This is a genomic window from Oceanimonas smirnovii ATCC BAA-899 (assembly GCF_000381965.1).
Taxonomy (GTDB): Bacteria; Pseudomonadota; Gammaproteobacteria; order Enterobacterales; family Aeromonadaceae; genus Oceanimonas; species Oceanimonas smirnovii.
In genome coordinates this window covers 1-25,987 of record NZ_KB908467.1, presented here as the reverse complement: position 1 = coordinate 25,987, position 25,987 = coordinate 1, and the positions used below count along the sequence as shown (strand labels likewise).

Genomic DNA, 25,987 nt, shown 5'->3' with positions numbered 1-25,987 from the left:
GTCAGTTTCTTCGCTTTGTCGGGACCGGATCGTGGCCGCTTGGACCTAAAGGATGGCATTTTAATAGACGTTTGATAGTTAACCAACCGCCTTTTACAAAACCGTGGAGTCGAATGGCTTCAATCGCGTATTGGGAGCAGGTGGGAGTGAAGCGGCACCTGGGGCCGAGCAGAGGGCTGATAACCAGCTGATAAAGCCGGATCAGGCCTATGCCGAGCTTTTGCAGCGGCGAGAGAGAGTGCGCCATAGCTTTTCCATCAGCTCGAACAGTTCGTCGTTGGGCACGTCTCCGATGCCTTTTTTGGCGATGACCACAATATCGACCGCAGGCAGTTTGTGCTGTTTAAGCCGGAATGACTCCCGCGCTACTCGCTTGACTCTGTTACGCCACACAGCGCGCTTGAGTGCTTTTTTGGGCACGGCAAGGCCAAGTCTCGGTTGTTCCAGACCATTGGGTTTGGCAAGCAAAGTGATATGAGGGGAGGCGGCTCTGACGGGGTTGTCGAAGACGTTTTTGAATTGAGCGGGAGTTAACAGACGTAACTCCCGTGAAAAGGCATGCCTGGCCATTAGGCGCTCAGACGGGCACGACCTTTGGCGCGACGAGCACGCAGTACCTTGCGACCACCAACAGTGGCCTTGCGAGCACGGAAACCGTGGCTGCGCTTGCGCTTCAGATTTGAAGGTTGAAAAGTGCGTTTCATTGTTATTACCGCTTCAGTTAACTGTACAGTTTGACCGCCATGGCATAAATGCCGTGCATCTGCCGAGACGACCCATAAAAGAGGGCGAATTCTAAACAGTTACGCGCACGGCGTCAATCACATGGCATTGAATACCGACCCGGTGCCGTTGCATGCATGGCAGACCGGATCGATTCCGGATCCTAAAGGATCGCGGGGCTGGCATTATACGCACACCACTGTACTTGGCAACTATATCGAGAGCTGTAAATCAGCCGGCAGGCAACACCTTGCGCAAAAAGGTGCGGGTGCGCGGATCCTGTGGTCTGGTGAGCAGCTCGCCGGGCGGCCCCTGTTCCACAATGCGGCCGCCATCCATAAAGATAACGCGGTCGGCCACGTCCCGGGCAAAGCCGATTTCGTGGGTCACCACCACCATGGTCTGGTGCGCCAGCGCCAGTTTTTTCATCAGCCCCAGCACTTCGTCTACCCATTCCGGATCCAGTGCCGAGGTGGGCTCGTCAAACAGCATGACGTTGGCGTGGCTGGCCATGGCCCGACCAATGCCTACCCGCTGCTGCTGACCGCCGGACAGTGACGAGGGATAGGCGTTGGCTTTATCTTCCAGACCAATGTCGCCAAGAATACGCAGAGCTTCGGCCTGAGCCTCGGCCTTCGGCTTTTTCCAGACGGTGATCAGGCCTTCGGCGATGTTGTCCCGGGCGGTCTTGTTGGCGAACAGGGCATAGTTCTGAAACACAAAGGAGGTGCGCTTGCGCAGCGCTATGGCCTGTTTGCCATTGTGTTTAGCCAGATCAATGGTAAAGCCGTCAATCTCCAGACTGCCCGCTTCCGGCGTTTCCAGCAGGTTGAGGCAGCGCAGCAGGGTGGATTTTCCGGTGCCCGACGGCCCCAGAATCACCACAATTTCACCTTTGCCAATATCCAGGCTGATGTCGTTCAGTACTGTCTGGCCGTCATAGACCTTGGTCAGATTGCGTAACTTGATCATGCTGCCTCTGGTTAATAAGCCGCGTTCAGGCGGCGTTCCAGCCGGCCCTGCAGATAAGTAAAGAACACCACCACTGCCCAGTAGATCAGCGCCACGGCAATAAAGGACTCAAAAAACTTGAAGCTGCTTGAGGCTTCTTTCTGGGCCGTGGCCATGATCTCCGCCACCCCCAGGGTAAAGGCCAGTGAGGTGCTTTTGATCATGTCGATAAAGTAGTTCATCAGCGAGGGTGTAGCGATACGCGCCGCCTGAGGCAGAATAATGCGCTTCATCGCCTGACCCCGGGTCATGCCGATGCTCATGGCCGCTTCCATCTGGCTTTTGTGAATACCCAGAATGGCGGCGCGAATCGACTCGGCCATATAGGCAGAAAAGTGCAGGGTCAGGCCAATGACCGCAGCGGTAAAGGCATTCATGCCAATAAAAACAGGAAAAATCTGGGGCAGGCCGTAATACAGCAAAAACAGCTGGACCAGCAGCGGCGTGCCGCGGAAAAACGAAATAAACAGCCGGGCCAGGGCGTTCAGCCCCGGCAGCGCAAAGGTTCTGATCACCGCCAGGGTGCCGGCGATGATCAGCGCGAGAACAAAGCCCAGCAGCGCCATTTCCATGGTGGTTCCCAGATATTTAAACAGGATAGGAAACAGCGCCAGGGTGTAGTCGAGATCGAACTGCATGCTTAATTACTGGTAATGTCGGCGTTCAGCCATTTCTCGGAAATCGCTTTCAGGGTACCGTCGGCACGCATGTCGGCCAGCGCCTGGTTCACCTCGGCCAGCAGCGCCTGCTGCTCGGGGCTTTTCACAAAGGGAAAGGCGTTTTCCATGGTTTCAAAGGGCTTGCCCGCCAGCTGCAGTGGCAGGCCGGCTTCGTTGATCAGCTGCACCGAACCCACTCTGTCCATTACAAAGGCGTCAATCCGGCCCAGGGCCACGTCCTGCTCCAGATTGGTCTCGTAGGTGATGATATTGATCTCGTTGTTGGTGTCGTGCTTGCGCATCAGCTGCTCAAAGTTGGAGCCCAGGTTGACCGCCACCTTCTTGCCCTTGAGATCGTCCAGGCCCTGAATGCTGTCATTACCTTTACGCACCACTATCTGCACGCCGTCATAGACATAGGGATCGGCAAAATCGTATTTTTCCAGTCGTTCGGGGGTTACCGTGATCTGGTTGGAAATGGTGTCGATGCGGCCGGTATCGAGCATGCCGAACAGACCGGAGAAGTTGGTGGTAACAAACTCCACATCCCGGCCGATGCGCTTGCCAATTTCATTCCATACGTCTACTTCAAAACCCTGCAGCTCATCCTGTTTGACGAAGGTAAAGGGGAAGTAGCGGCCGGACATACCCACCTTGACCGGATCGGCCGCCATGGCCGGGGTAATGAGGGCTGCTGACAGGGCCAGAGCAGCACCTGCACGGCGAAGGGATGCAAACATATAACTCTCCTTATTATGAACCCGGGCGGAAATCATTGTACCCGGCATCATTACAGCATAAATGACGGAGACCTTTTTATACCAGCCGGGCCATGAAGCCAAACAGATCCGCCGGCCAGACGGCAATAAAAATGCCGGCAACAGCCGGCATTGATCACACAGCATGCAGTGCTGAGCTTACTCGGTAATAACGAACTTGCCTTTCATCATGCCGATGTGGCCGGGGAAGGAGCAGAAGTAGCTGTAGTCACCACCGGCAGTCATGCCTTCGGTGCTGAAGGTCACGGAGCTGCTTTCGCCACCGCCGATCAGATCGGTGTGAGCAATAATACGTTCGTCGCTGGTGTCGAGATAGTCGTTATCGGCGCCGGCACTGATAGCGCCGTTGGCGATTTCCTGCATATCGGCGGTTTCACTCAGTACCCAGTTATGGCCCATGACGTTTTTAGCCAGGCTACCGGTGTGATTCAGTGTCAGCGTTACTTCCTTGCAGCTGGCAGGTACGCTCAGCTCCTGCTGATTAAATTGCATGGCATCGTTGCCTTCAATGGTCAGGGAGCAATCGTCTGCCATGGCGGGCAGGGCCGCAGACAGCAGTACCAGGCCGGCCAGAGACTTTACTACTTTCATATCAAGAACTCCTCGGTTTGGGGAAGTACCAGTAGTGCCCACAAAGGGTGCACAAGATATAACCATGACACAAGACAGTCATTATCATCAATACATTACATCAAGGATCCAGACACAAGTCCGGATCATTGGTATCGGTGAGTGAACACAATATGTGTGTAGCTTGTTCATAAAGTTGAAGATCCTGTGATTAAGGTGTGGTTTATTCACAGATGTCAAGGATCATATTTTTCAGGATCGGCCTGATCCGGCTAGAGATCCTGAAGGCGCACAAGTAGAATGACTGCCCCCTTGATTGATCCCTTACTTCAGGAGTTCCAATGAGCGCTATGCTTTGGCAGCAGTGTCTTGCCCGGCTACAGGACGAATTGCCTTCCGCGGAATTCAGCATGTGGATCCGGCCGCTGCAGGCAGAGCAGGGCGATGAGACCCTGACCCTGTTTGCGCCCAACCGCTTTGTGCTGGACTGGGTGCGTGACAAATATCTGATCCGTATTAATGGTTTGCTGGGTGAGTTCTGCGGCAACCAGTGCCCGCAGCTCAAGTTTGAGGTGGGTAACAAGCGCGCTCAGGTGAATCTGATGGCCGGCAGCAGCAGCCAGGCGCAACGCAACAGCAAGCCTCAGCCCCAGCCTCAGGTATTGCCCTCCTGGAGCGAGCAGGAAGCACAGCAGCCGCGGATCAATCACAAGAGCAACATGAATACCAACTATACCTTTGACAACTTTGTTGAAGGTAAGTCGAACCAGCTGGCCCGGGCTGCCGCCCGCCAGGTGGCCGACAATCCGGGCGGTGCCTATAATCCGTTGTTTCTCTATGGCGGCACCGGTCTCGGCAAAACCCACCTGCTGCATGCGGTGGGCAACGGCATTCGTGAGCGCAAGGCCGACGCCCGGGTCATTTACATGCACTCCGAGCGCTTTGTGCAGGACATGGTAAAGGCGCTGCAGAACAATGCCATTGAAGAGTTCAAGCGCTACTACCGCAGTGTGGACGCTTTGCTGATCGACGATATTCAGTTCTTCGCCAACAAAGAGCGTTCTCAGGAAGAATTTTTCCATACCTTTAATGCGCTGCTGGAAGGTAACCAGCAGATCATTCTGACCTCGGATCGTTATCCGAAAGAAATAGACGGCGTGGAAGACAGGCTCAAATCCCGATTTGGCTGGGGTCTGACGGTGGCGATCGAACCACCCGAGCTGGAAACCCGGGTGGCCATTCTGATGCGCAAAGCGGCTGAAAACAAAATTCATCTGCCTGATGAAGTCGCTTTCTTTATTGCCAAGCGGCTGCGCTCGAATGTGCGTGAACTGGAAGGTGCGCTGAACCGGGTGATTGCCAACGCCAACTTTACCGGCCGCTCCATCAATATTGACTTTGTGCGCGAAGCGTTGCGGGATTTGCTGGCACTGCAGGAAAAGCTGGTGACCATCGACAACATTCAGAAGACGGTGGCCGAGTACTACAAGATCAAGGTGGCAGATCTCTTGTCCAAGCGGCGCTCCCGTTCTGTAGCCCGGCCCCGCCAGCTGGCCATGGCGCTGGCCAAGGAGCTGACCAACCATTCGCTGCCGGAAATCGGAGACGCCTTTGGTGGCCGGGATCACACTACCGTGCTGCATGCCTGCCGTAAAATTGGCCAGCTGCGGGAAGAGAGTCATGATATAAAGGAAGATTATTCCAACCTGATTCGAACCCTGTCTTCCTGATCGGAGAGTCCCATGCAGTTTACCATCAGCCGCGAAGCCCTGTTGCGCCCCCTGCAACTGGTATCCAGTGCCCTGGGAGGCCGGCCCAACCTGCCCATTCTCAACAATATTCTGCTGAGTGTGGATAACGATGCCCTGTCGATGACCGGCACCGATACCGAAGTGGAAATGGTAGCCCGGGTGCCCCTGGAAGGCAGCGTCACCGCTGGTCGCACGACTGTTCCGGCACGCAAAATGCTCGATATTTGCCGGGGCCTGCCCGACGGTGCCGAGCTGAGCTTCAGTCAGCAGGACGACCGTCTGCTGCTGCGCTCCGGTCGCAGCCGTTTTAACCTGTCTACCCTGCCGGCGGAAGACTTTCCCAATATTGAGGAATGGTCTTCCGAGCTGGAGTTCGACATCAATCAGCTGGCACTGAAAAAGCTGATAGAAGCCACCCAGTTTTCCATGGCCATTCAGGATGTTCGTTATTACCTGAACGGCATGCTGTTTGAAACCGACGGTAACAGCCTGCGTACCGTGGCCACCGATGGTCACCGTCTGGCCACCTGTCAGCGTGAGCTGGAGCAGGCGCTGCCGGCTCAGCAGGTGATAGTGCCGCGCAAAGGGGTGCTGGAGCTTGCCAAGCTGCTGGAACACGAGGATCAGGATGTGCGGCTGCAGGTGGGCAAAAACAACCTGCGCGCCGTGACACAAGGGTTTACCTTTACTTCCAAGCTGGTAGACGGGCGCTTTCCTGATTACCGCCGGGTACTGCCCCGGGAAAGCGACAAAACCCTGATCTGCGATCGGGAAGGGCTCAAGCAGGCCTTTACCCGGGCGGCCATTCTGTCTAACGAAAAATTCCGCGGTGTGCGCCTGAATGTGCAGGGGCAGACGCTGAAGATCACTGCCAATAATCCGGAGCAGGAAGAGGCCGAGGAAGTGCTGGATGTTCATTTTGAAGGTAGTGATCTGGAAATTGGCTTTAATGTTTCCTATGTCCTGGATGTGCTGGGTACCCTTAAGTCGGAACAGGTGAAAATCAGCCTGAAAGACGCCAGCAGCAGCGGCCTGATTGAAGCCGAAGATAATGGCGACGCCCTCTACGTGGTGATGCCCATGCGGCTGTAATATGGCCCTGCTTAACCTTCAGTTAAAAGACTTTCGCAATATTCCTCATGCCCGGCTGGTGCCGGCATCGGGTATCAATGTGCTGGTTGGGCCCAATGGCAGTGGCAAAACCAGCATTCTGGAAGCCATTCATTATCTTGGCGTGGGCCGCTCCTTTCGTACTCACCTTACCGGCAGAGTAATACAGCAGGGGGAGCAGGCTTTTACTTTGTTTGCCCGGGTGCAGCAAAGCGAAGGCGAAGGACTGCCGGTAGGTCTGTCCAAAACCCGTAGTGGTGACACCCGGCTCAAGGTGGCAGGTCGGGCTGCAGAGCGGCTGGCTGATCTCGCTCACATTCTGCCCATTCAGTTGATCCACCCGGAAGGGTATAATCTGCTGACTGGCGGCCCTAAGTTGCGGCGGGCTTATCTGGACTGGGGGTTGTTTTATTCCCGGCCTGAGTTTTTTTCCGCCTGGGGTCGCTACCGGCGTTTGCTCAAACAGCGTAATGCGTTGCTTCGGCAACAGCGGCCCTGGCGTGAGCTGAGCTATTGGGATCCGCAACTGGTGGCGGCAGGTGAGGCGTTAAGTGCCTACCGGCAGGATTATGCCGATGCCATCGCCCCGGTTATTGCCGCCATTGCCGCCGATTTTCTGCCGGAATTTGAATTCAGCTTTGATTTTTTTCGTGGCTGGGACCGGCAGACCGAGCTGGCACAAGTGCTGGAGCAGGGCATTGAGCGGGATGCCAGCCTGGGCTACACCCAGTCGGGCCCGCACAAGGCCGAGATAAGAATAAAAGCTCAGGGCATGCCGGTGCAGGACTTGTTGTCCCGTGGCCAGCTCAAGCTGCTGGTGTGTGCCATGCGGCTGGCCCAGGGGCTGTATTTAAAGCAGCAGTCCGGACAGGACTGTATATTTTTGATCGACGACTTTGCGTCCGAGCTGGACCAACACAAGCGGGAGTTACTGGCTGCGCGGCTGAACGAGCTGCAGGCTCAGGTATTTATTTCTGCTATCGACACAAACCAGCTCGGTAACATGATCACACGGGATAACAGTAAGCTGTTCCACGTGAAACAGGGTGAAATCACCGAAACCCAGGAGTGCAAGCAAGCCAATGAGTGAACACACTTACGACTCTTCGAGTATCAAGGTATTGAAAGGTCTGGATGCGGTCCGCAAACGTCCGGGCATGTATATCGGCGACACGGACGATGGCACTGGCCTGCACCACATGGTGTTTGAGGTGGTGGACAACTCAATCGATGAAGCCCTGGCCGGCCACTGTAAAGACATTATTGTTACCATTCATGCCGATGGCTCTGTATCTGTGTCTGATGACGGCCGTGGTATTCCCACCGATATTCATGAAGAAGAAGGCCGTTCAGCGGCGGAAGTGATTCTGACCGTACTGCACGCCGGCGGTAAATTTGATGATAACTCCTACAAGGTATCCGGCGGTCTGCACGGCGTAGGGGTGTCGGTGGTGAACGCCCTGTCGGAAAAGCTGCAGCTGACCATCTGGCGCAAGAACAAGGTGCATGAGCAAACCTATCATCATGGTGAGCCTCAGGCACCGCTGACTGCCGTGGGCGATACCACCCGCACTGGCACCCAAATTCGGTTCTGGCCCAGCCATGAAACCTTTACCGATACCAACTTCCATTACGACATTCTGGCCAAGCGCCTGCGTGAGCTGTCGTTTCTGAACTCTGGCGTGTCCATCAAGCTGCTGGACGAGCGCGACGGTAAGGAAGTGCACTTTGAATATGAAGGTGGCATTCAGGCCTTTGTGGAATACCTGAACCGCAACAAAACGCCGATTCATCCCAAGGCGTTCCACTTTTCTACAGAGCGTGAAGACGGTATTTCGGTAGAAGTCTCCATGCAGTGGAACGATTCCTACCAGGAAAACATCTTCTGCTTTACCAACAATATTCCCCAGCGTGATGGTGGTACTCACCTGGCCGGCTTCCGTGCCGCCCTGACCCGTACCCTGAACGGCTATATGGACAAGGAAGGTTTCAGCAAAAAGGCCAAGACTTCCGCCTCCGGTGATGACGCCCGGGAAGGCCTGACGGCGGTGATTTCGGTCAAGGTGCCTGACCCTAAGTTCTCTTCCCAGACCAAAGACAAGCTGGTGTCGTCCGAGGTGAAAACTGCGGTAGAGCAGACCATGGCCGAGCGTCTGCAGGAATTCCTGCTGGAAAACCCCAACGACGCCAAAATTGTGGTGAACAAGATCATTGACGCCGCCCGGGCCCGGGAAGCAGCGCGCAAGGCGCGGGAAATGACCCGGCGCAAAGGCGCGCTGGATCTGGCCGGTCTGCCCGGTAAGCTGGCTGACTGTCAGGAAAAAGACCCGGCCATGTCTGAACTCTACATAGTGGAGGGTGACTCGGCGGGGGGCTCAGCCAAGCAGGGGCGTAACCGTAAGTATCAGGCCATTCTGCCGCTCAAGGGTAAAATCCTGAACGTGGAAAAAGCCCGTTTCGACAAGATGCTGTCGTCCCAGGAAGTGGCCACCCTGATCACGGCGCTGGGTTGCGGCATTGGCCGGGACGAATATAACCCCGACAAGATGCGCTACCACTACATCATCATCATGACCGATGCGGACGTGGACGGTGCTCACATTCGTACTTTGCTGCTGACCTTCTTCTACCGGCAGATGCCGGAGATTATCGAGCGCGGCTATGTCTATATTGCTCAGCCTCCCCTGTATAAAGTGAAAAAGGGCAAGCAGGAGCAATACCTGAAAGACGAGCCCGCCATGCTGCAGTATCAGACCAGCCTGGCGCTGGATAACGCCACCCTGCATGTCAACGAGTCGGCACCCGCCATTGGCGGTGAGCAGCTGGAAAAACTGGTGAATGATTACCGCAAGGTACAGGAGCTGATTGAGCGGCTGTCACGCCGGGCACCGGAAATTGTACTGAACGAGCTGATCTATCAGCCCGAGCTGAGCCTGGACGATCTGACCGATGAAGCCAAAGTGAATGCCTGGCTGGCGGCCATTAACGAATCCCTGCAGGACAATAACACCAACGGCACCGAATACGTGCTGGATGCGGTTTACTCGGAAGAGCGCAACTGCCATCTGCCCCGGGTCAAGGTACGTCAGCACGGCATTGAGCGTGAATTTCCGATCAGCTACGACTTTTTTGCCTCCGGTGAATATCGCAGCATAGTGGCCCTGGGCAAGGGTATAGCCAACCTGATTGAAGAGGGTGGTTATGTGAAGCGCGGCGAGAAGACCAAGGCGGTTTCCAGTTTTTCTGAGGCCCTGGACTGGCTGATGAATGAAAGTAAGCGTGGCCTGTCGGTGCAGCGTTATAAAGGGCTGGGCGAGATGAACCCGGAACAGTTGTGGGAAACCACCATGGATCCGGAAACCCGCCGCATGCTGCAGGTGACCATTGAAGACGCCGTGGCCGCCGATCAGCTGTTCTCCACCCTGATGGGCGATCATGTAGAGCCGCGCCGCGACTTTATCGAGACCAACGCTCTGCGGGTAGCCAACCTGGATATCTGATCTTCGGTTTATCCGGTGAACTCAAAGGCAGCCTGCAGGCTGCCTTTTTTATGGCTGCTCGCTGGTTTCATTGCTTCCATCGGTACACTGATAAGCAGACTAGACTGGAAGAGACGTTGGTCATTCATCAAGGGGAGCATAATGAGTAACAACAGTCGCAAATATTCCAGCCAAATAGTAGATGGTATATCCAGAGCACCGGCCCGGGCCATGCTGCGAGGTACCGGCTTTAACGACGATGATTTTTATAAGCCTCAGGTTGGTATTGTATCTACCTGGAGCAACCTTACCCCCTGCAACATGCATATTAATGCGTTAGCACAGGAAGCGGCCTGGGGCACAGATGGTGCCGGTGGCAAGAGCATTATATTTAACACCATCACCATTTCCGACGGCATCGCCAACGGCACCGAGGGGATGAAATATTCGCTGGTATCCCGGGAGATTATTGCTGACTCCATTGAGGCTGTTGCTGGCTGCGAAGGCTTTGATGGTCTGGTGGCTATTGGCGGCTGTGACAAAAATATGCCCGGTTGTCTGATTGGTCTGGCCCGGCTGAACCGGCCCTCCATCTTTGTCTACGGCGGCACCATACTGCCCGGTGAAAACCATACCGATATTATCTCTGTGTTTGAGGCGGTGGGGGCTCATGCCAAGGGTGATATAAATGCGATTGAAGTAAAGCAGATAGAAGACACCGCTATTCCCGGCCCGGGATCCTGCGGCGGCATGTATACCGCCAATACCATGGCCTCAGCGATAGAGGTAATGGGCATGAGTCTGCCCGGCAGCTCGGCGCAGATTGCCATTTCTGACACCAAGGTACAGGATTGCCAGCGGGCAGGTGAGGCGGTGCTGGAGTTGCTGCAGCAGGATATTCGCCCTTCAGACATTATGACCCGGGAAGCTTTTGAAAATGCCATTACGCTGGTGATTGCGCTTGGGGGCTCTACCAATGCGGTACTGCACCTGCTGGCCATGGCCCATGCAATAGATGTAGAGCTGACTCTGGATGACTTCACCCGCATCGGAAAACGGGTTCCTGTGCTGGCCGATCTGCGCCCCAGCGGGCATTACATGATGTCTGAGCTGGTGGAGATTGGTGGCATATTACCGCTGATGAAAATGTTGCTTGATGCGGGTCTGCTGCACGGTGACTGCCTCACAGTAACCGGTAAAACACTGGCAGAAAATCTGGCAAAAGTGCCGCCATATCCAGACGGACAGAAGATTATTCGTCCTCTTGATAACCCCATCAAGGCAGACAGTCATCTGCGTATTCTATACGGCAATCTGGCACCGGGCGGTGCCGTGGCCAAAATCACCGGCAAGGAAGGCTTGAGTTTTACCGGCCCGGCCCGGGTGTTTGACTCTGAAGAAGAAACGCTGGAGCGTATTCTTGATGGCACAGTACAAAAAGGTGATGTCATCGTGATCCGTTATGAAGGCCCCAGAGGAGGGCCCGGCATGCGGGAGATGCTGAGCCCTACCTCAGCCATTATGGGCAGAGGTCTGGGTAAGAGCGTAGCCCTGATCACTGACGGCCGTTTTTCTGGTGGGAGTCATGGTTTTGTGGTGGGACACATTACGCCGGAAGCGCGTCAGGGCGGTCCGCTGGCTATAGTGCAAGATGGTGACATCATTACCATTGATGCCGAACATAACCGGCTGGAAATGGAGCTGACCGACAGTGTCATTGCCGAACGGCTGGCCCGCTGGCAGCCGCCTGAGCCCCGTTATCACCGGGGAGTACTGGCCAAATATGCCAGCACAGTGGGCTCGGCATCATACGGTGCCGTAACCGATGGCCATGATAACGGAAAAAAATAGCGTAAAATTTGTCATGCCAATACTTGAAAGCAAAAAATACCATCCTTATATCTGATAGTGAACAAGGCGGGTCGCTCGGTTGAGGGCCCGCAATGCCCGTCCGGTTGGAGGGCAAATCAATATCGCTCACTGGAGGATAGATGTATGTCACGCTTTGATTTTTCACCCCTGTACCGCTCCGCCATCGGTTTTGATCGTCTGGCATCCCTGATGGAAAATGCCGCCAACAATGGCAGCAACGGCAACAGCGGTTATCCCCCTTACAATATCGAGTTGCTCAGCGAGAACCAGTACCGTATTTCCATGGCGGTGGCCGGTTTTGCCCGGGACGAGCTGGAAATCACCAGCCACGAAAACACCCTGATGATAAAAGGCCACAAGACCCCGGAACAGCAGGGCGGCCGCAACTATCTGTATCAGGGCATTGCCGAGCGTGGCTTTGAGCGCCGGTTTCAGCTGGCCGATCATATAAAAGTGACCGGTGCCGACCTGGAAAATGGTTTGCTGCACATTGACCTGGTACGGGAAGTGCCGGAAGCGGCCAAGCCCAGAACCATCAGCATCGGCTGAGCGTCTGACCTATTGCTTACGATTGGAGGATAGGATGATGAGTCGTTTTGATATGAGCCCGTTGTACCGTTCTGCCATTGGATTTGATCGTCTGGTAGGGGATCTTGAGCACCTGCTGCATGGCAAAAGTGGTGATCAGCCGCCTTACAATATCGAAAAACAGGACGAAGACAGTTATCTGATCACGGTGGCGGTGGCCGGCTTTGCCGAGAGCGAGCTTGAGCTGTCAGTGGAGCAGAACACCTTGCTGGTAAAAGGTAAGCATGAGCAGTCCAATAGTGAAAGCCGTTACCTGTATCAGGGCATCAGTAACCGTGACTTTGAACTGAAATTCCGGCTGGCAGACCATGTGCAGGTGAAGGGTGCCAAACTGGAGCACGGTCTGCTGCAAATCAGCCTGCTGCGGGAAGTGCCGGAGGCACTCAAGCCCCGCCGTATTGAAATTGGCGAGGGCCGCACTCTGGAGCACAAAAGCGAATAATCAGTAGCTCGATAAACACAACGCCGGCTTTAGCCGGCGTTGTTGTATGTGAGAGTGGAGAAACGAAGCCACAGCAGTGGGCGCTGTGATCGACCTTGCTCAGGTATTGCAAACGCGTTTGACTCAGGCCTCAGCGTAAATCGCCAGCACTTCCTTCGCCAGTATCTCGATACCGGCTTTTACGTCGGCTTCCGGCTGAGCGTAGTTCAGTCGAATGCATTGCTTGCTGTGAGCCCAGTCGTCGTCTTCAATGCCCGGGAAAAAGTAATGGCCCGGCACCACCAGCAGGCCCTTTTGCTTCAGGCGCTGATACAGCTCCTGGCAGTGGATGGGCAGGTCTTCAAACCACAGCCACAAAAACAGAGCACCTTCCGGTTTATGAATATGAAACTGGGGCAGGGGTATCGCCTGCTGCAGCCATTCCACTGCCTGCTCGGCTTTATTCTGGTAGAAAGGCTTGATGACATGGTTGCTCAGATTAATGATGTCGCCATTTTTAATCATGGGCAGAGTCAGTGCCGGGCCCATGCTGCCCGGTGCCAGGTTCACAATGCCGCTGATATTGGTAATGGCTTTTACGATGGTGGGGTTGGCAATCACTATGCCGCAGCGCACACCGGGCAGGCCCAGCTTCGACAGGCTCATGCACAAAATGGTGTTGTCGTTCCAGAAGGGCGTGGCGTCACTGAAAATGATATTGGGAAAGGGCGTGCCGTAGGCATTGTCGATCAGCAGCGGAATGCCTTTGTCCCGGGCAATCTGGTCCAGATGGCGAATTTCTTCATCGGTCAGCACGTTGCCGGTGGGGTTGGTGGGGCGTGACACACAAATCAGGCCAATATCGTCACCCACTTCCAGGCTATCGAAATCGACATAATATTTGAACATACCGTTATCGAACTGGCGGATCTCCGGCTTGCAGGCCACAAAATGGTCTTCGTCCAGGGCGCTGTCGCCATAGCCAATGTATTCCGGTGCCAGCGGAAACAGTACTTTTTTCTTACGGCCTCCCTTAAAGTCGCCGGCCAGCAGATTAAACAGATAGAAGAAGGCGGTCTGGCTGCCATTGGTCAGGGCAATGTTTTCAGGAGCAACCTGCCAGCCCAGCTCATTGGACAGTAACTCCGCCAGGGCCTGAATAAAGCTGTCTTTGCCCTGAGGGCCATCGTAATTGGCAACCGCTTTTAGCAGGTCTCCGGTTTTCAGCAGCTCCTGGGCCTGCTGATCCAGGTAGGCCATCACCTCAGGAATGGCTGCCGGATTACCACCACCCAGCATAATGGTGTTGGCGGCGGTCAGACCCTGGTTGAGATCATCCATCAGCTGAGTGATGCCGGAATGGCGGGTAAACTTCTGTCCGAATGCTGAAAATTCCATGTTCGAGCTACCAATTACAGTGAGTTGCAAAAGATTGACGTTATCTGATATTGCCATGGGTGTCGACCGGACTATGGTCTGTACCTGTTATTTGTGTTTCACGTGAAACAGGCAATAAAAAGCCCCGCGTAAACGGGGCTGTCATTACTGTGTTACTTTCAGATTTACTGCAGCAGCGAGATATCCGCCACCCGCAGGAACAGGTTGCGCAGCTGGTTAAGTAGTGCCAGACGATTCAGACGCACGGCCTCGTCGTCGGCCATTACCATCACCTGATCAAAGAAAGCATCTACGTTTTCGCGCAGCGCTGCCAGCTCGGCCAGTGCCTTGCTGTAATCACCGGCGGCAAACAGGGGTGCCAGCCGTTCAGTCAGCTCGGCAACCTGAGTGGCCAGGATTTTCTCGGCATTATCCTGCAGCAAAGTCGTGTTTACCTCGGCAGGTATATCACCCTCAACCTTGGCCAGAATGTTGCCTACCCGTTTGTTGGCCGCAGCCAGGGCGATGGCGGCATCCAGCTCGCGGAAGGCGCTGACGGCTTTTACTCTGGCGTCAAAGTCGGCGGGGCGGGTAGGGCGACGGGCCAGCACGGATTGGATCACGTCTACGCTGTAGCCGGCATCCTGATACCAGGCGCGGAAGCGGCCCAGCATAAACTCCAGTACCTCGTCGGCAACATTCTGGTTGGATACCTTGTTGCCGTAGAGCGCGCGGGCCTGATCGATCAGCATCAGCAGATCGATCTGGTAGCCTTTTTCTACAATAATGCGCAGGGCACCCAGAGCGGCACGACGCAGAGCAAAGGGATCTTTGTCGCCCTTGGGCGCCTGACCAATGCCGAAGATACCTACCAGAGTATCCAGCTTGTCGGCCAGTGCCACGGCGGCAGATACATCCTGAGCAGGCAGCGAGTCACCGGCAAAGCGGGGCTGATATTGCTCTTTCAGGGCCAGTGCCACAGCTTCCGGCTCACCGTCGTGGCGGGCATAGTGCATGCCCATTACCCCCTGAGTGTCGGTGAACTCAAACACCATATCGGTGACCAGATCACACTTGGACAGCAAGCCAGCCCGTTCGGCCAGCGCCTGATCGGCACCAATGGCGGCCGCCACATAGCTGGCCAGGGCGCTGATGCGCTCGGATTTTTCTTTTACCGTGCCTAGTTGTTTCTGGAACAGCACATTGTCGAGCTGATCCAGACGGGAGGCCAGGGTGGCCTTACGGTCGTTATTAAAGAAGAACTCGGCGTCGGCCAGGCGGGGGCGCACGACTTTCTCGTTACCCTGAATAATCTGGCTTGGATCCTTGGACTCGATATTGGTCACAAAGATGAACCTGGGCAGCAGCTTGCCATCGGCGCTGTATACCGGAAAATACTTCTGGTCGCCCTTCATGGTGTACACCAGCGCTTCGGCAGGCACCTTGAGAAAGGTTTCTTCAAAAGAGGCAGTCAGCACTACGGGCCACTCTACCAGAGAAGTCACTTCTTCCAGCAGTTCAGCTTCAAGATCTGCTTCACCACCCACGGCGGCGGCGGCTTCTTTTACGCCGGCTTCAATAATAGCTTTGCGGCGCTCAAAATCGGCCAGCACTTTGCCACGGGTCTCAAGCTGCTCCAGGTAGTTATCGGCGTGATCAAGCTGGAATTCTTTTTCGCCCATAAAGCGATGGCCACGAATGGTACGGGCGGAGTTTACACCCAGAATGGTGGCGGGTAGCAGTTGTTCGCCCAACAGCAGGGTAAGAGTGTGTACCGGGCGAATAAACTGAGTGGTTTTGTCACCCCAGCGCATGGCCTTTGGAATGGGCAGCTTGCTCAGTGCCTGCTCTACCATGGCGGGCAGCAGCTCGGCAGCCGGTTTGCCTTTAATGTCGGCCACATGCACCAGCCACTCGCCCTTGTCGGTTTTCAGACGACCGGCCTCGGCCACCTCTATGCCGTTGCCCCGGGCCCAGCCCATGGCAGCCTTGGTGGGGTTACCGTCGGCGTCAAAGGCGGCCTGCACGGCAGGGCCACGCTTCTCTACCTGCTTGTCGGCCTGAGCGGCCGCCAGACCGGTGACCTGAACGGCCAGCCGGCGGGGAGCGGCAAACCAGCGAATGCTGTTAAAGGCTAAATCAGCACTGTTGAGTTCGTTTTGCAGGTTGTTGGCAAAAGCTTCACCCAGGCTGCGCAGGGCCTTGGGCGGCAGCTCTTCGGTGCCGATTTCTGCCAGAAAGTTCTGTTCAGCCATGGCCTTATCCTTCTTTTTTACACATGGGGAAACCGAGAGCCTCGCGGGACGCGTAATAGGCTTCGGCTACCGCCTTGGTCAGGGTACGAATACGCAGTATGTAGCGCTGACGTTCGGTGACCGAAATGGCCTTGCGGGCATCCAGCAGGTTAAAGGCATGGCCGGCCTTGAGAATACGCTCATAGGCGGGCAGAGGCAGAGGTTTTTCCAGCTCAAGTAAGTACTGACATTCCTTTTCACATTGCTCAAAAAAGCCAAACAGGAAGTCCACATCAGCGTGCTCAAAGTTGTAGGTAGACTGCTCCACCTCGTTCTGATGGAAGATATCGCCGTAGGTGGTTTTGCCCAGGGGGCCGTCACACCATACCAGGTCATAAACCGAGTCCACGCCCTGAATGTACATGGCCAGACGCTCCAGACCATAGGTGATCTCGCCGGTTACCGGCTTGCATTCCAGGCCGCCTACCTGCTGGAAGTAGGTAAACTGGGTTACTTCCATGCCGTTGAGCCACACTTCCCAGCCCAGACCCCAGGCGCCCAGAGTGGGGTTTTCCCAGTTGTCTTCCACAAAGCGAATGTCATGTACCTGAGGGTCCAGGCCCAGTGCCTCAAGCGAGCCCAGATACAACTCCTGAATATTATCAGGCGATGGTTTGATCACTACCTGAAACTGGTAATAGTGCTGCAGACGGTTGGGGTTTTCGCCATAGCGGCCGTCGGTGGGGCGGCGTGATGGTTGTACATAAGCCGCAGCCATGGGCTCAGGGCCGATGGCACGCAGGCAGGTCATGGGGTGTGAGGTGCCGGCACCCACTTCCATGTCGAGCGGCTGCACTACGGTGCAGCCCTGACGGGCCCAATAATCCTGCAAGGTGAGGATCAGACCCTGAAAGGTATTGATATCGAATTTTTGCATGATGATAGCGCCTTGATATAGGTGCGTTTGCTGAGTGAAACTAGGTTACCGAGTATACCCGCTGGTCCGGTGTGAATATAGGCTGAATTAGGGAGGCACCATGGTGCAACGCTGTGCCTGGGTCAATCAGGACCCTCGTTATATTGCTTATCACGATCATGAGTGGGGCGTGCCCGAGTACGACAGCCGGGCGTTGTTTGAGAAGCTGTGTCTTGACGGCCAGCAGGCCGGGCTGAGCTGGTTTACTATTTTGTGCAAGATACCGGCCTACCGTGATGCTTTTGCCGGCTTTAAGCCTGCACAGCTGGTGCGCTTTACATCGGATGATGTGGAGCGGCTGATGCAAAATCCCGGCATAGTACGCAACCGCCGCAAGATTGAGTCCATTATTACCAATGCGCGGGCATACCAGGCCATGCAGGAAGCGGGTCTCGACTTCAGTCAGTGGCTCTGGGATTTTGTTGGGGGTACCCCTGTGACCAACCGATGGCCCGATGCGAGTGCTGTGCCGGTGACCACGCCCGAATCCGATAACATGGCCAAAGCGCTCAAGCAGCGGGGCTTCGCTTTTGTGGGCAGCACCAGTTGTTATGCCTTTATGCAGGCCACCGGCATGGTGAACGATCATCTGCTCAGTTGCCACTGCCATCCTGATCACGTCAGTAGCTGACCTTCAGTCTTATGCAGCGCTTGGTTTTTTACCTGACAGGGCGCTATATTGTCGATTACTTGTGCTTTGTTAACGGGAATTACCATGAAAAAGATTTGTCTGGCCGCGGCGGCGACTCTGGCTCTTTCCGCCTGTACTACCAACCCTTATACCGGCGAACGTCAGACTTCCAATGCAGCCATTGGCAGTGGTATTGGTGCGCTGGCTGGTGCCGTCATCGGTGGTGCGTCTGCCAGTTCCAGTGACCGCAAAAAAGGAATCCTTATCGGTGCTGCCAGTGGCGCTGCTCTGGGTGGTGGTGTGGGTTATTATATGGATGTGCAGGAAGCCAAACTGCGTGACCGTATGCAGGGTACCGGTGTCAGTGTTACCCGTAACGGTGACCAGATTATTCTGAACATGCCCAGTAATGTCACCTTCTCTGTAGACAGTGCCGAGTTGTCTCCCAGCTTCTACAACACCCTGAGCGGTGTTGCCATGGTATTGAAAGAATACGACAAGACCTGGGTAAATGTGGTTGGCCATACTGATAATACCGGCTCTGCCAGCTATAACCAGAGTTTGTCCGAGCGTCGTGCCGCCACCGTGGGTCAGTTCCTGATCAGTCAGGGTGCCGCTGCCAACCGCTTTAACATTCGTGGTGTAGGCTTCAGTCAGCCTGTGGCCAGCAACGCCACCGAGCAGGGCCGCGCCCAGAACCGCCGGGTAGAAATCACCCTGAGCCCTATGGGTTAAGCTAATTTATCTGTAACCTGATAAAAAATGCCCGCAAATGCGGGCATTTTTACGTAAAAGCAGCTGTAAGCTATCAGCCGTAAGCTGTAAGAAAAAACAACGCGGAACAACTGACAGCTTATAGCTGACCGCTTAAAGCTGTCAGTTCCCTTTCCGGATCAGAAAGCGGTAGGGCAGTTCGTCTGTCTGGCTGGACAATAACTGGTGATCCATAAAGCGGCAGAAGCTGGGAATATCCCGGCTGGTGGACGGATCGTCGGCAGTGATCAGCAGGGTTTCGCCGGCAGCCATGGTGCGCACCTGTTTGCGCACCATCATCACCGGCTCCGGGCAGCGCAGGCCGGTAGCGTCCAGCTGGTGATGAGCATCGGTAAGAGAAACGGTCATATCAGTCTACTTTTTCTGAAAACCCGCTTATCTTAATGCTGCCGAAAAAATGGTCAACCCTTTCATCGTTACATCAGAGCCGCTCAAGCACGGTGGCAATGCCCTGGCCCATGCCAATACACATGGTGGCCACACCCAGGGTTGCACCGTTATGCTCCATGACATTAATAAGGGTGGTGCAGATGCGTGCGCCCGAGCAGCCCAGCGGATGCCCAAGAGCAATGGCACCGCCATTGAGGTTTACTCTTTCGTCCATGATATCGAGCAGTTTCAGCTCTTTCAGTACTGCCAGCGACTGGGCGGCAAAGGCCTCGTTCAGCTCAAACACATCGATGTCTTCAAGAGTAAGCCCGGCGCGTTTCAGTGCCTTGTGCACCGCCGGCACCGGCCCTATGCCCATAACAGAGGGCTCACAGCCGGCCACCGCCATGGCGCGCACGCGGGCTCTGGGCTTAAGACCCAGGGCAGCGGCGCGATCGGCAGACATCACCAGCATGGCGGCGGCCCCGTCCGACAGAGCCGATGAGCTGCCGGCAGTCACGCTGCCGTTGGCAGGATCAAACACCGGCTTCAGGCTGGCGAGGGAGTCCAGGCTGGTGTCGGGCCGGATCACTTCATCGCTTTCCAGCAAAAAGGGCACGCCGTCGGCATCGTGGCCGGCAGTGGCCAGAATTTCCCGGTTGAAGCGACCCTCCACCGTAGCCTCATGGGCGCGCTGGTGCGAGCGCAGTGCAAAGGCATCTTGGTCTTTACGGCTTATCTGATATGTCTTTGCCAGCATTTCGGCGGTCAGGCCCATCATGCCGGCGGCTTTGGCCACATTCAGCCCTAGCCTTGGATGAAAGTCCACACCATGGGTCATGGGCACGTGCCCCATATGCTCCACGCCTCCCACCATAAAGATGTCGCTGTCACCGGTCATAATGGCCCGGCTGGCATCGTGCAGTGCCTGCATGGAGCTGCCACACAGCCGGTTTACGGTCACCGCACTTACCGACTTGGGCAGGCCGGCGAGCAGGGAGGCGTTGCGGGCTACGTTAAAGCCCTGCTCCAGAGTTTGCTGCACGCAGCCCCAGACAATGTCTTCTATCTCTGCCGCCTTCAGTGCCGGGTTGCGGGCCAGTAGCCCTTGCATCAAGTGCGCTGATAAGTCTTCGGCACGCACATGACGGAATGCACCGCCTTTTGAGCGGCCCATGGGGGTACGAATGCAATCTACAATCACCACGTCTTTCATGATTTGTCTCCTGCGGGCGCTCAGTAAAAGGTTTGGTTGTGTTGAGCCATGTGGCGCAGCCGGTCACTGACCTGATACAACGGACCCAGGCCGGCATGGTTATCCGCCATGGCCAGATATTCGTTTAGTCCTATGGTGTCGAGCCAGCGGAATACACCGCCACGGAACGGCGGAAAACCAAGGCCATAGATCAGCGCCATATCGGCTTCGGCGGGAGAGGCAATAATGTTTTCTTCCAGGCAACGCACCACTTCATTCACCATGGGCACCATCATGCGGGTAATGATGTCATCGGCTTCAAATGAATTTGTCTGGCCAAAGGCCTGCTGCAACAGCGCCTGAGCCTGAGGGTTGTCGGTTTTTTGCAGCCGGCCTTTTTTGTCCTGCTGCCAGCAGTAAAAGCCATGACCGTTTTTCTGGCCCAGTAGTTTTTGCTTAAACAGCAGGTCGATGGCGGTGCTGCCGCTTTGCTGCATGCGATCAGGAAACCCCTGTGCCATTACGTCGGCGGCATGATGGGCGGTATCCATGCCCACCACATCGAGTAATTGTGCCGGCCCCATGGGCCAGCCAAAGCGGCGTTCCATGATCTTGTCTATTTCGGCAATATCAGCGCCGTCGGCCAGCAGCCGGTTAAAGCCAAAGAAATAGGGGAACAGCACCCGGTTTACAAAAAATCCCGGGCAGTCGTTGACCACTATGGGAGTCTTGCCCATGGCTGCCGCGCAGGCCACCACCTGGTTGATGGTGTCATCACTGGTGTGCTCTCCGCGAATCACTTCCACCAGCGGCATGCGGTGCACCGGATTAAAAAAGTGCATGCCGCAGAAACGTTCAGGATGCGTGAGGCTTTTCGCCAGCTCAGAAATAGGAATGGTAGAGGTGTTGGAGGCAATAACGGTATTTTCATCCACCTTTTGCTCTGTTTCTGCCAGTACCTTCGTCTTGATGCCGGGGTTTTCCACTACGGCTTCCACTACCAGATCCACGTTGCCCAGTTCGTCATAACTGAGAGCAGGGCGAATATCAGACAGTACCCGTGCCAGTTGCTTGCCGTCTATTTTGTTCCGCTCCAGCTGCTGGTTAAGCCGCTTGCCGGCCTCATCCATGCCCAGTTGCAGCGCTTCGTTGTTAATGTCTTTCATCACCGCAGAAATGCCTTTTACGGCTGCCTGGCAGGCGATGCCGCCACCCATAATGCCGGCACCCAACACCGCCATGCGCTCTGTGGCAGTGGCGCTTTTTGCTGCCTTTTTGGCCTTGCTTTTCACCAGCTGATCATTCAGAAAAAGTCCGACCAGGGCGCGGGCTGCAGTGGTGCGAGTGAGCGTAATAAAGTTTTCCTGCTCTACCAGCAGGGCAGCGTCACGGCTCATGCCGGCGGCGGCTTCAATGGTGTTTACCGCCATTATGGGGGCTGGGTAGTGAGGGCCGGCCTTGGCAGCTACCATGCCTTTTGCGGTGGCAAAGCTCATGGCGGCTTCGGTTTTGCTCAGGGTTAGGGGAGAGGTTTTTTGCCGGCGGCGGCCTTGCCAGTGGTGCAAGCCGGCATCCTGCAGCAATTTAATACCGGCATCACGCAGTTTGGTGGTATCGACTATACCATCCAGTATGCCCAACTTCAGGCACTCATCGGCTTTATGATCCCGGCCAGTGGTAATCCACTCCATGGCGGTGTCGGCACCCAGCAGCCTGGGCAGGCGAACTGTGCCGCCAAAGCCCGGCATAATGCCCAGCTTGGTTTCCGGCAGGCCAATGCGGGCACTGACATCGCCCAAACGGAAGTCGGTTGCCAGAATACATTCACAGCCACCGCCAAGGGCGTAGCCGCGAATCAGGCTCACGGTGGGAAAAGGCAGGTCTTCCATACGATTGAAAATGGAATTGGCTCGGCCCAGCCAGCTTGCCAGCTCACTGTCAGGTAACGCAAACTTGTCGAGGAACTCGGTAATGTCGGCACCCACAATAAAGGCGTCTTTAGCACTGGTGACCAGCAGTCCTTTAATGCTCTCTGTTTTTTCCAGAGCGGTAATGGCTGCTTCCAGTGTCAGCAGAGCTGCACCGTCCAGTTTATTCACACTGCCGGGCGCATTAAAGCACAGCTCGGCAATACCATTGTCCATAAGGGTGACCGATAGGGTTTCACCTTGGTAGATCATATAAATATCTCCTTGAATTCCCTGAGGCAGCGCCGTTAACAACCAAGCACAGTCAAATCACTATGGACAGTAAATAGACACTTTTCAATGTATTTTAAAACGCTTGTTTAAAAAGCGTTTGTGTGTTTTTTGTCCGTCCAGGGCACTTTTCAGCTGTGATATGATGGCCAGTCTCAGATGTACAGGGATGATTCATGACCTTCACTCCGTATCTGGTTCCAGCCGCTTCTGTGGTGTGGGAGCAGGAAATCAAAAAAAGCCGTTTCATTACCTATCTGGCCCATACGCCGGATGCTGATGCAGCCAAAGTCTTTATTGAGCAAGTACGGGCCGAATATCCCGATGCCCGTCATCATTGTTCCGCGTTTGTGGCAGGTGCCCCCAACGACTCTCAGGCACTGGGTTTCAGTGATGACGGCGAGCCCACCGGCACGGCAGGAAAACCCATGCTGGCCGTCTTGCAGGGAGCGGGTATCGGTGAAATAACAGCTGTGGTGGTGCGCTATTTTGGTGGTATCAAACTGGGCACAGGCGGGCTGGTGCGGGCTTATGGCAGTTCGGTAAACGGTGCCCTGGCTGAACTGAGCACCACGGAAAAGATAATAGAAGGTCGGCTTGCACTTTCTGCCGACTATAGCGACATGGCTCAGCTGGAAAATCTGTTTACTCAGAGTGGTGCTCGTTGGGAGCAGCTGGATTATGGCGTTATGGTTTCCGGAGTGCTGCGGGTCGATATTCGCCTGCTTAACAGCCTGGCGCAGCAAATTAAAGACAGAACTCAGGGAAGGGTGATTGCCCGCCCGCTAACCGATTAATACACAGGCCGGAAGCCCTTCATGCATATTCGTTCTATTATCCGTATTGTAGGTATTCTGGTGGCGTTATTCAGCGTCACCATGTTGGCACCGGCACTGGTGGCCTATATCTATCGGGACGGTGCCGGTCTCGACTTCTTCAGTGCCTTTATTATCTGCCTGGTACTGGGGTTGGTGCTGTGGTTTCCTAACCGTAATCACCATAAAGATCTGCGGGCCAAGGAAGGTTTTCTTATCGTAGTGCTGTTCTGGACAGTGCTGGGCAGTGTTGGGGCCATTCCTTTCCTGCTCAGTGAAGTGCCGGATATGACAGTGGCTGAAGCATTTTTTGAGTCCTTTTCCGGCCTCACCACCACGGGGGCCACTGTTATCAGTGGTCTGGACAACCTGCCCAAGGCCATACTGTTTTATCGTCAGATGCTGCAATGGCTCGGGGGGATGGGGATCATTGTGCTGGCGGTGGCGATTCTGCCCATTCTGGGTATTGGTGGTATGCAGCTGTTTCGGGCTGAAATTCCCGGGCCGGTGAAAGACAATAAGGTCGCTCCGCGTATTGCCGAAACCGCCAAGGCGCTCTGGTACATCTATCTGGTGCTGACGATTGTCTGTGCCCTGTTACTGTGGCTGGCAGGCATGAACCTGTTTGATGCCATCTGTCACTCCTTCTCTACTATTGCTATCGGCGGCTTTTCTACCTACGACGCCAGTGTGGGCTATTTTAACAGCCCCACAATCAACCTTATTATCGTGGTGTTTCTGATTATTGCCGGTGTTAACTTCAGCCTGCATTTCGCTGCTTTTTCTAACCGTGGCATGCGGCTGTCGGTGTACCGGCTGGATCCTGAGCTGAAAGTCTTTATTGGTGTGCAGCTGGTACTGACTCTTATCTGCATGGCCATGTTACTGGTTCATCAGGTATACAGCGATCCCTGGCAGGCATTGGATCAGGCACTGTTTCAGTCGGTATCCATCGCTACTACTGCCGGTTTCAGTACTACAGGATTTGCCGAATGGCCTTTGTTTCTGCCGGTATTGCTGATGTTTGCCTCCTGTATTGGAGGTTGCGCCGGCAGTACCGGCGGAGGCATTAAAGTAGTGCGAATTATGCTGCTCAATCTGCAGGGGATGCGTGAGCTCAAGCGGCTCATTCATCCCAGAGCTGTGTATCGAATAAAACTTGGCAACAAAGCGTTAGCTGATAAAGTGGTTGAGGCAGTGTGGGGCTTTTTTGCCGCTTATGCATTGGTATTTGTTATTTGCATGCTGGCGCTGCTGGCGACCGGCATGAACGAACTTACCGCTTTTACTGCTGTGGTTGCTACCCTGAATAACCTGGGCCCGGGTCTGGGCGAAGTTGCCGCCAACTTTGGCAGCACAACAGACAGCGCCAAGTGGATTTTGGTGTTGTCCATGCTGTTTGGTCGTCTTGAAATATTTACCCTGTTGGTGCTGTTCACGCCAGCGTTCTGGCGCAGCTGATTGAGGAGTCTATGGAAAAACTGTTGGTACTTTATTCATCCCGTAATGGTCAGACCCACAAGATCATTGAGGCGATGCGGTGTGAATTCAGTGGTTATGATGTGGAACTGGTGGATTTGCACACCAATCCCAGAAAAAACCTCAGCAAATACGATAAGGTGCTGATAGGGGCCTCTATTCGCTACGGTCGTTTCCACGATAGTGTTCATAACTTTATTCAGCACCATAGTGAGCAGCTGGCCGTAGCAGACTCGACTTTTTTTTGCGTTTGTCTCACTGCACGTAAGCCAGAGAAAGCCGTTCCTGAAAACAACGCCTATATCAAGAAATTTCTGGCTCAGTCTCCCTGGCGACCGCGAACCATAGGCGTATTTGCCGGTGCGCTGAAATACAGCGAATACAACTGGTGGCAGACCCGCATCATTCAGCTGATCATGAAAATCACCGGCGGCAGCACCGATACCAGCCAGGATCTGGAGTTCACTGACTGGGACAAAGTCAGCGAATTCGCCAGGAAAATCGCCGGCCGGGGCTGATATAGCGCAGTAAAAATACAGTAAAAAGCGGTTTTGGTATGTTTTTTATACGAAGTCGCTTTTTTTAATGAAAATGTCAAAAAAGCCCTTGCGCAAAATCGGCCGGTCCCTATAATGCGCATCCACTGACACGGGGCAACACACCAACGGTCACAAGGGTTGAAAGCGAACCAAACAAAGTTCAAATCAACGCTTGACGAACACCAAGAGTTGCGTAGAATACGCAGCCCTGACCAGCGAAAGCGGTCAACGCTCTTTAACAACTTATCAAGCAAACTGTGTGGGCACTCGCAGTCGATTGAGAAACAAAAAATATTGTTTTTCAATGATTTGTGAAGTGCACTAGCAATAGCAGCAATTCAGATATTCATTGAGCATCAAATCTTTAATTGAAGAGTTTGATCATGGCTCAGATTGAACGCTGGCGGCAGGCCTAACACATGCAAGTCGAGCGGTAA

At 54.8% G+C, this 25,987-nt stretch carries 25 protein-coding genes and 1 rRNA gene; 13 read left to right on the top strand and 13 right to left on the bottom strand.

The genetic code is table 11. From position 1 onward, the window contains the following. Position 1: 1 nt before the first annotated feature. The 7 genes from yidD to azu form a co-directional block, all read right to left on the bottom strand. A complete protein-coding gene (yidD, locus tag G364_RS17085) occupies positions 2–247 on the bottom strand; it encodes a membrane protein insertion efficiency factor YidD (protein ID WP_083928722.1) in 246 nt (81 codons plus the stop codon). Beyond that, positions 208–570 (bottom strand): ribonuclease P protein component, encoded by a 363-nt coding sequence (gene rnpA / locus G364_RS0113300; protein ID WP_019935640.1) that lies wholly within the window; start codon positions 568–570, stop codon positions 208–210. Before rnpA ends, yidD begins: the two co-directional genes overlap by 40 nt. After that, entirely contained in the window at positions 570–704 is a 135-nt protein-coding gene (rpmH, locus tag G364_RS0113295; RefSeq protein WP_019935639.1) for a 50S ribosomal protein L34, read from the bottom strand. Before rpmH ends, rnpA begins: the two co-directional genes overlap by 1 nt. A 250-nt stretch (positions 705–954) precedes the next feature. Next, a complete protein-coding gene (locus tag G364_RS0113290; protein ID WP_019935638.1) occupies positions 955–1,695 on the bottom strand; it encodes an amino acid ABC transporter ATP-binding protein in 741 nt (246 codons plus the stop codon). A gap of 11 nt (positions 1,696–1,706) precedes the next feature. Further along, positions 1,707–2,372: an amino acid ABC transporter permease gene (locus G364_RS0113285; protein ID WP_019935637.1), complete on the bottom strand. Its 666-nt coding sequence runs from the start codon at positions 2,370–2,372 to the stop codon at positions 1,707–1,709. A gap of 2 nt (positions 2,373–2,374) precedes the next feature. Beyond that, entirely contained in the window at positions 2,375–3,133 is a 759-nt protein-coding gene (locus tag G364_RS0113280) for an amino acid ABC transporter substrate-binding protein (protein ID WP_019935636.1), read from the bottom strand. Positions 3,134–3,310: 177 nt separating this feature from the next. Next, positions 3,311–3,763, bottom strand: a complete 453-nt coding sequence (gene azu, locus G364_RS0113270; RefSeq protein ID WP_019935634.1) for an azurin — start codon at positions 3,761–3,763, stop codon at positions 3,311–3,313. Positions 3,764–4,083: 320 nt separating this feature from the next. Here azu and dnaA point away from each other — a divergent pair, with 320 nt between their 5' ends. From dnaA to G364_RS0113230, 7 genes are all read left to right on the top strand, one after another. Next, on the top strand, positions 4,084–5,472 hold the full coding sequence (dnaA, locus tag G364_RS0113265) for a chromosomal replication initiator protein DnaA (protein WP_019935633.1): 1,389 nt from the start codon (positions 4,084–4,086) through the stop codon (positions 5,470–5,472). Positions 5,473–5,484: 12 nt separating this feature from the next. Then, the gene (dnaN, locus tag G364_RS0113260; RefSeq protein ID WP_019935632.1) at positions 5,485–6,585 is read left to right on the top strand and encodes a DNA polymerase III subunit beta; all 1,101 of its coding nucleotides are present in this window, start codon (positions 5,485–5,487) and stop codon (positions 6,583–6,585) included. A gap of 1 nt (position 6,586) precedes the next feature. Further along, positions 6,587–7,693: a DNA replication/repair protein RecF gene (gene recF / locus G364_RS0113255; protein ID WP_019935631.1), complete on the top strand. Its 1,107-nt coding sequence runs from the start codon at positions 6,587–6,589 to the stop codon at positions 7,691–7,693. Then, positions 7,686–10,103: a DNA topoisomerase (ATP-hydrolyzing) subunit B gene (gyrB, locus tag G364_RS0113250; RefSeq protein ID WP_019935630.1), complete on the top strand. Its 2,418-nt coding sequence runs from the start codon at positions 7,686–7,688 to the stop codon at positions 10,101–10,103. The genes recF and gyrB overlap by 8 nt, the downstream gene beginning before the upstream one ends. Before the next feature lie 141 nt (positions 10,104–10,244). Continuing rightward, complete coding sequence (gene ilvD, locus G364_RS0113240; protein WP_019935628.1) at positions 10,245–11,933, top strand: dihydroxy-acid dehydratase; 1,689 nt, start codon at positions 10,245–10,247, stop codon at positions 11,931–11,933. 144 nt (positions 11,934–12,077) lie between these two features. Next, a complete protein-coding gene (locus G364_RS0113235) occupies positions 12,078–12,503 on the top strand; it encodes an Hsp20 family protein (protein ID WP_019935627.1) in 426 nt (141 codons plus the stop codon). Positions 12,504–12,540: 37 nt separating this feature from the next. After that, positions 12,541–12,984, top strand: a complete 444-nt coding sequence (locus tag G364_RS0113230; RefSeq protein ID WP_019935626.1) for an Hsp20 family protein — start codon at positions 12,541–12,543, stop codon at positions 12,982–12,984. A 123-nt stretch (positions 12,985–13,107) separates the two neighbouring features. On the opposite strand, the gene G364_RS0113225 is transcribed toward G364_RS0113230, so the two are convergent. From G364_RS0113225 to glyQ, 3 genes are all read right to left on the bottom strand, one after another. Next, positions 13,108–14,361 (bottom strand): valine--pyruvate transaminase, encoded by a 1,254-nt coding sequence (locus tag G364_RS0113225; RefSeq protein WP_019935625.1) that lies wholly within the window; start codon positions 14,359–14,361, stop codon positions 13,108–13,110. 164 nt (positions 14,362–14,525) lie between these two features. After that, positions 14,526–16,595 carry a glycine--tRNA ligase subunit beta gene (gene glyS, locus G364_RS0113220; protein WP_019935624.1) on the bottom strand — a complete coding sequence of 690 codons (2,070 nt, stop codon included), beginning with the start codon at positions 16,593–16,595 and terminating at the stop codon, positions 14,526–14,528. A 4-nt stretch (positions 16,596–16,599) separates the two neighbouring features. Continuing rightward, entirely contained in the window at positions 16,600–17,511 is a 912-nt protein-coding gene (gene glyQ, locus G364_RS0113215; protein ID WP_019935623.1) for a glycine--tRNA ligase subunit alpha, read from the bottom strand. A gap of 100 nt (positions 17,512–17,611) precedes the next feature. Here glyQ and G364_RS0113210 point away from each other — a divergent pair, with 100 nt between their 5' ends. Continuing rightward, positions 17,612–18,181, top strand: a complete 570-nt coding sequence (locus G364_RS0113210; RefSeq protein WP_019935622.1) for a DNA-3-methyladenine glycosylase I — start codon at positions 17,612–17,614, stop codon at positions 18,179–18,181. 78 nt (positions 18,182–18,259) lie between these two features. Continuing rightward, positions 18,260–18,916: an OmpA family lipoprotein gene (locus G364_RS0113205; RefSeq protein WP_425411223.1), complete on the top strand. Its 657-nt coding sequence runs from the start codon at positions 18,260–18,262 to the stop codon at positions 18,914–18,916. Positions 18,917–19,057: 141 nt separating this feature from the next. Here the strand turns inward: G364_RS0113205 and tusA are convergent, their stop codons facing one another. The 3 genes from tusA to fadB all read right to left on the bottom strand — a co-directional run bounded on the left by tusA (position 19,058) and on the right by fadB (position 22,699). Further along, positions 19,058–19,303 carry a sulfurtransferase TusA gene (tusA, locus tag G364_RS0113200; protein ID WP_019935620.1) on the bottom strand — a complete coding sequence of 82 codons (246 nt, stop codon included), beginning with the start codon at positions 19,301–19,303 and terminating at the stop codon, positions 19,058–19,060. Positions 19,304–19,376: 73 nt separating this feature from the next. After that, positions 19,377–20,540: an acetyl-CoA C-acyltransferase FadA gene (fadA, locus tag G364_RS0113195; RefSeq protein WP_019935619.1), complete on the bottom strand. Its 1,164-nt coding sequence runs from the start codon at positions 20,538–20,540 to the stop codon at positions 19,377–19,379. Between the two features lie 20 nt (positions 20,541–20,560). Further along, complete coding sequence (gene fadB / locus G364_RS0113190) at positions 20,561–22,699, bottom strand: fatty acid oxidation complex subunit alpha FadB (protein ID WP_019935618.1); 2,139 nt, start codon at positions 22,697–22,699, stop codon at positions 20,561–20,563. 194 nt (positions 22,700–22,893) lie between these two features. Between fadB and G364_RS0113185 the strand changes: the two genes are divergently transcribed. From G364_RS0113185 to G364_RS0113170, 4 genes are all read left to right on the top strand, one after another. Then, complete coding sequence (locus G364_RS0113185) at positions 22,894–23,514, top strand: YigZ family protein (RefSeq protein ID WP_019935617.1); 621 nt, start codon at positions 22,894–22,896, stop codon at positions 23,512–23,514. A 21-nt stretch (positions 23,515–23,535) separates the two neighbouring features. Continuing rightward, positions 23,536–24,993 (top strand): TrkH family potassium uptake protein, encoded by a 1,458-nt coding sequence (locus G364_RS0113180; protein WP_019935616.1) that lies wholly within the window; start codon positions 23,536–23,538, stop codon positions 24,991–24,993. An 11-nt stretch (positions 24,994–25,004) separates the two neighbouring features. Next, positions 25,005–25,529, top strand: a complete 525-nt coding sequence (gene hemG / locus G364_RS0113175; protein WP_019935615.1) for a menaquinone-dependent protoporphyrinogen IX dehydrogenase — start codon at positions 25,005–25,007, stop codon at positions 25,527–25,529. Between the two features lie 386 nt (positions 25,530–25,915). Next, positions 25,916–25,987 (top strand): 16S ribosomal RNA (locus G364_RS0113170); the annotation flags it as partial.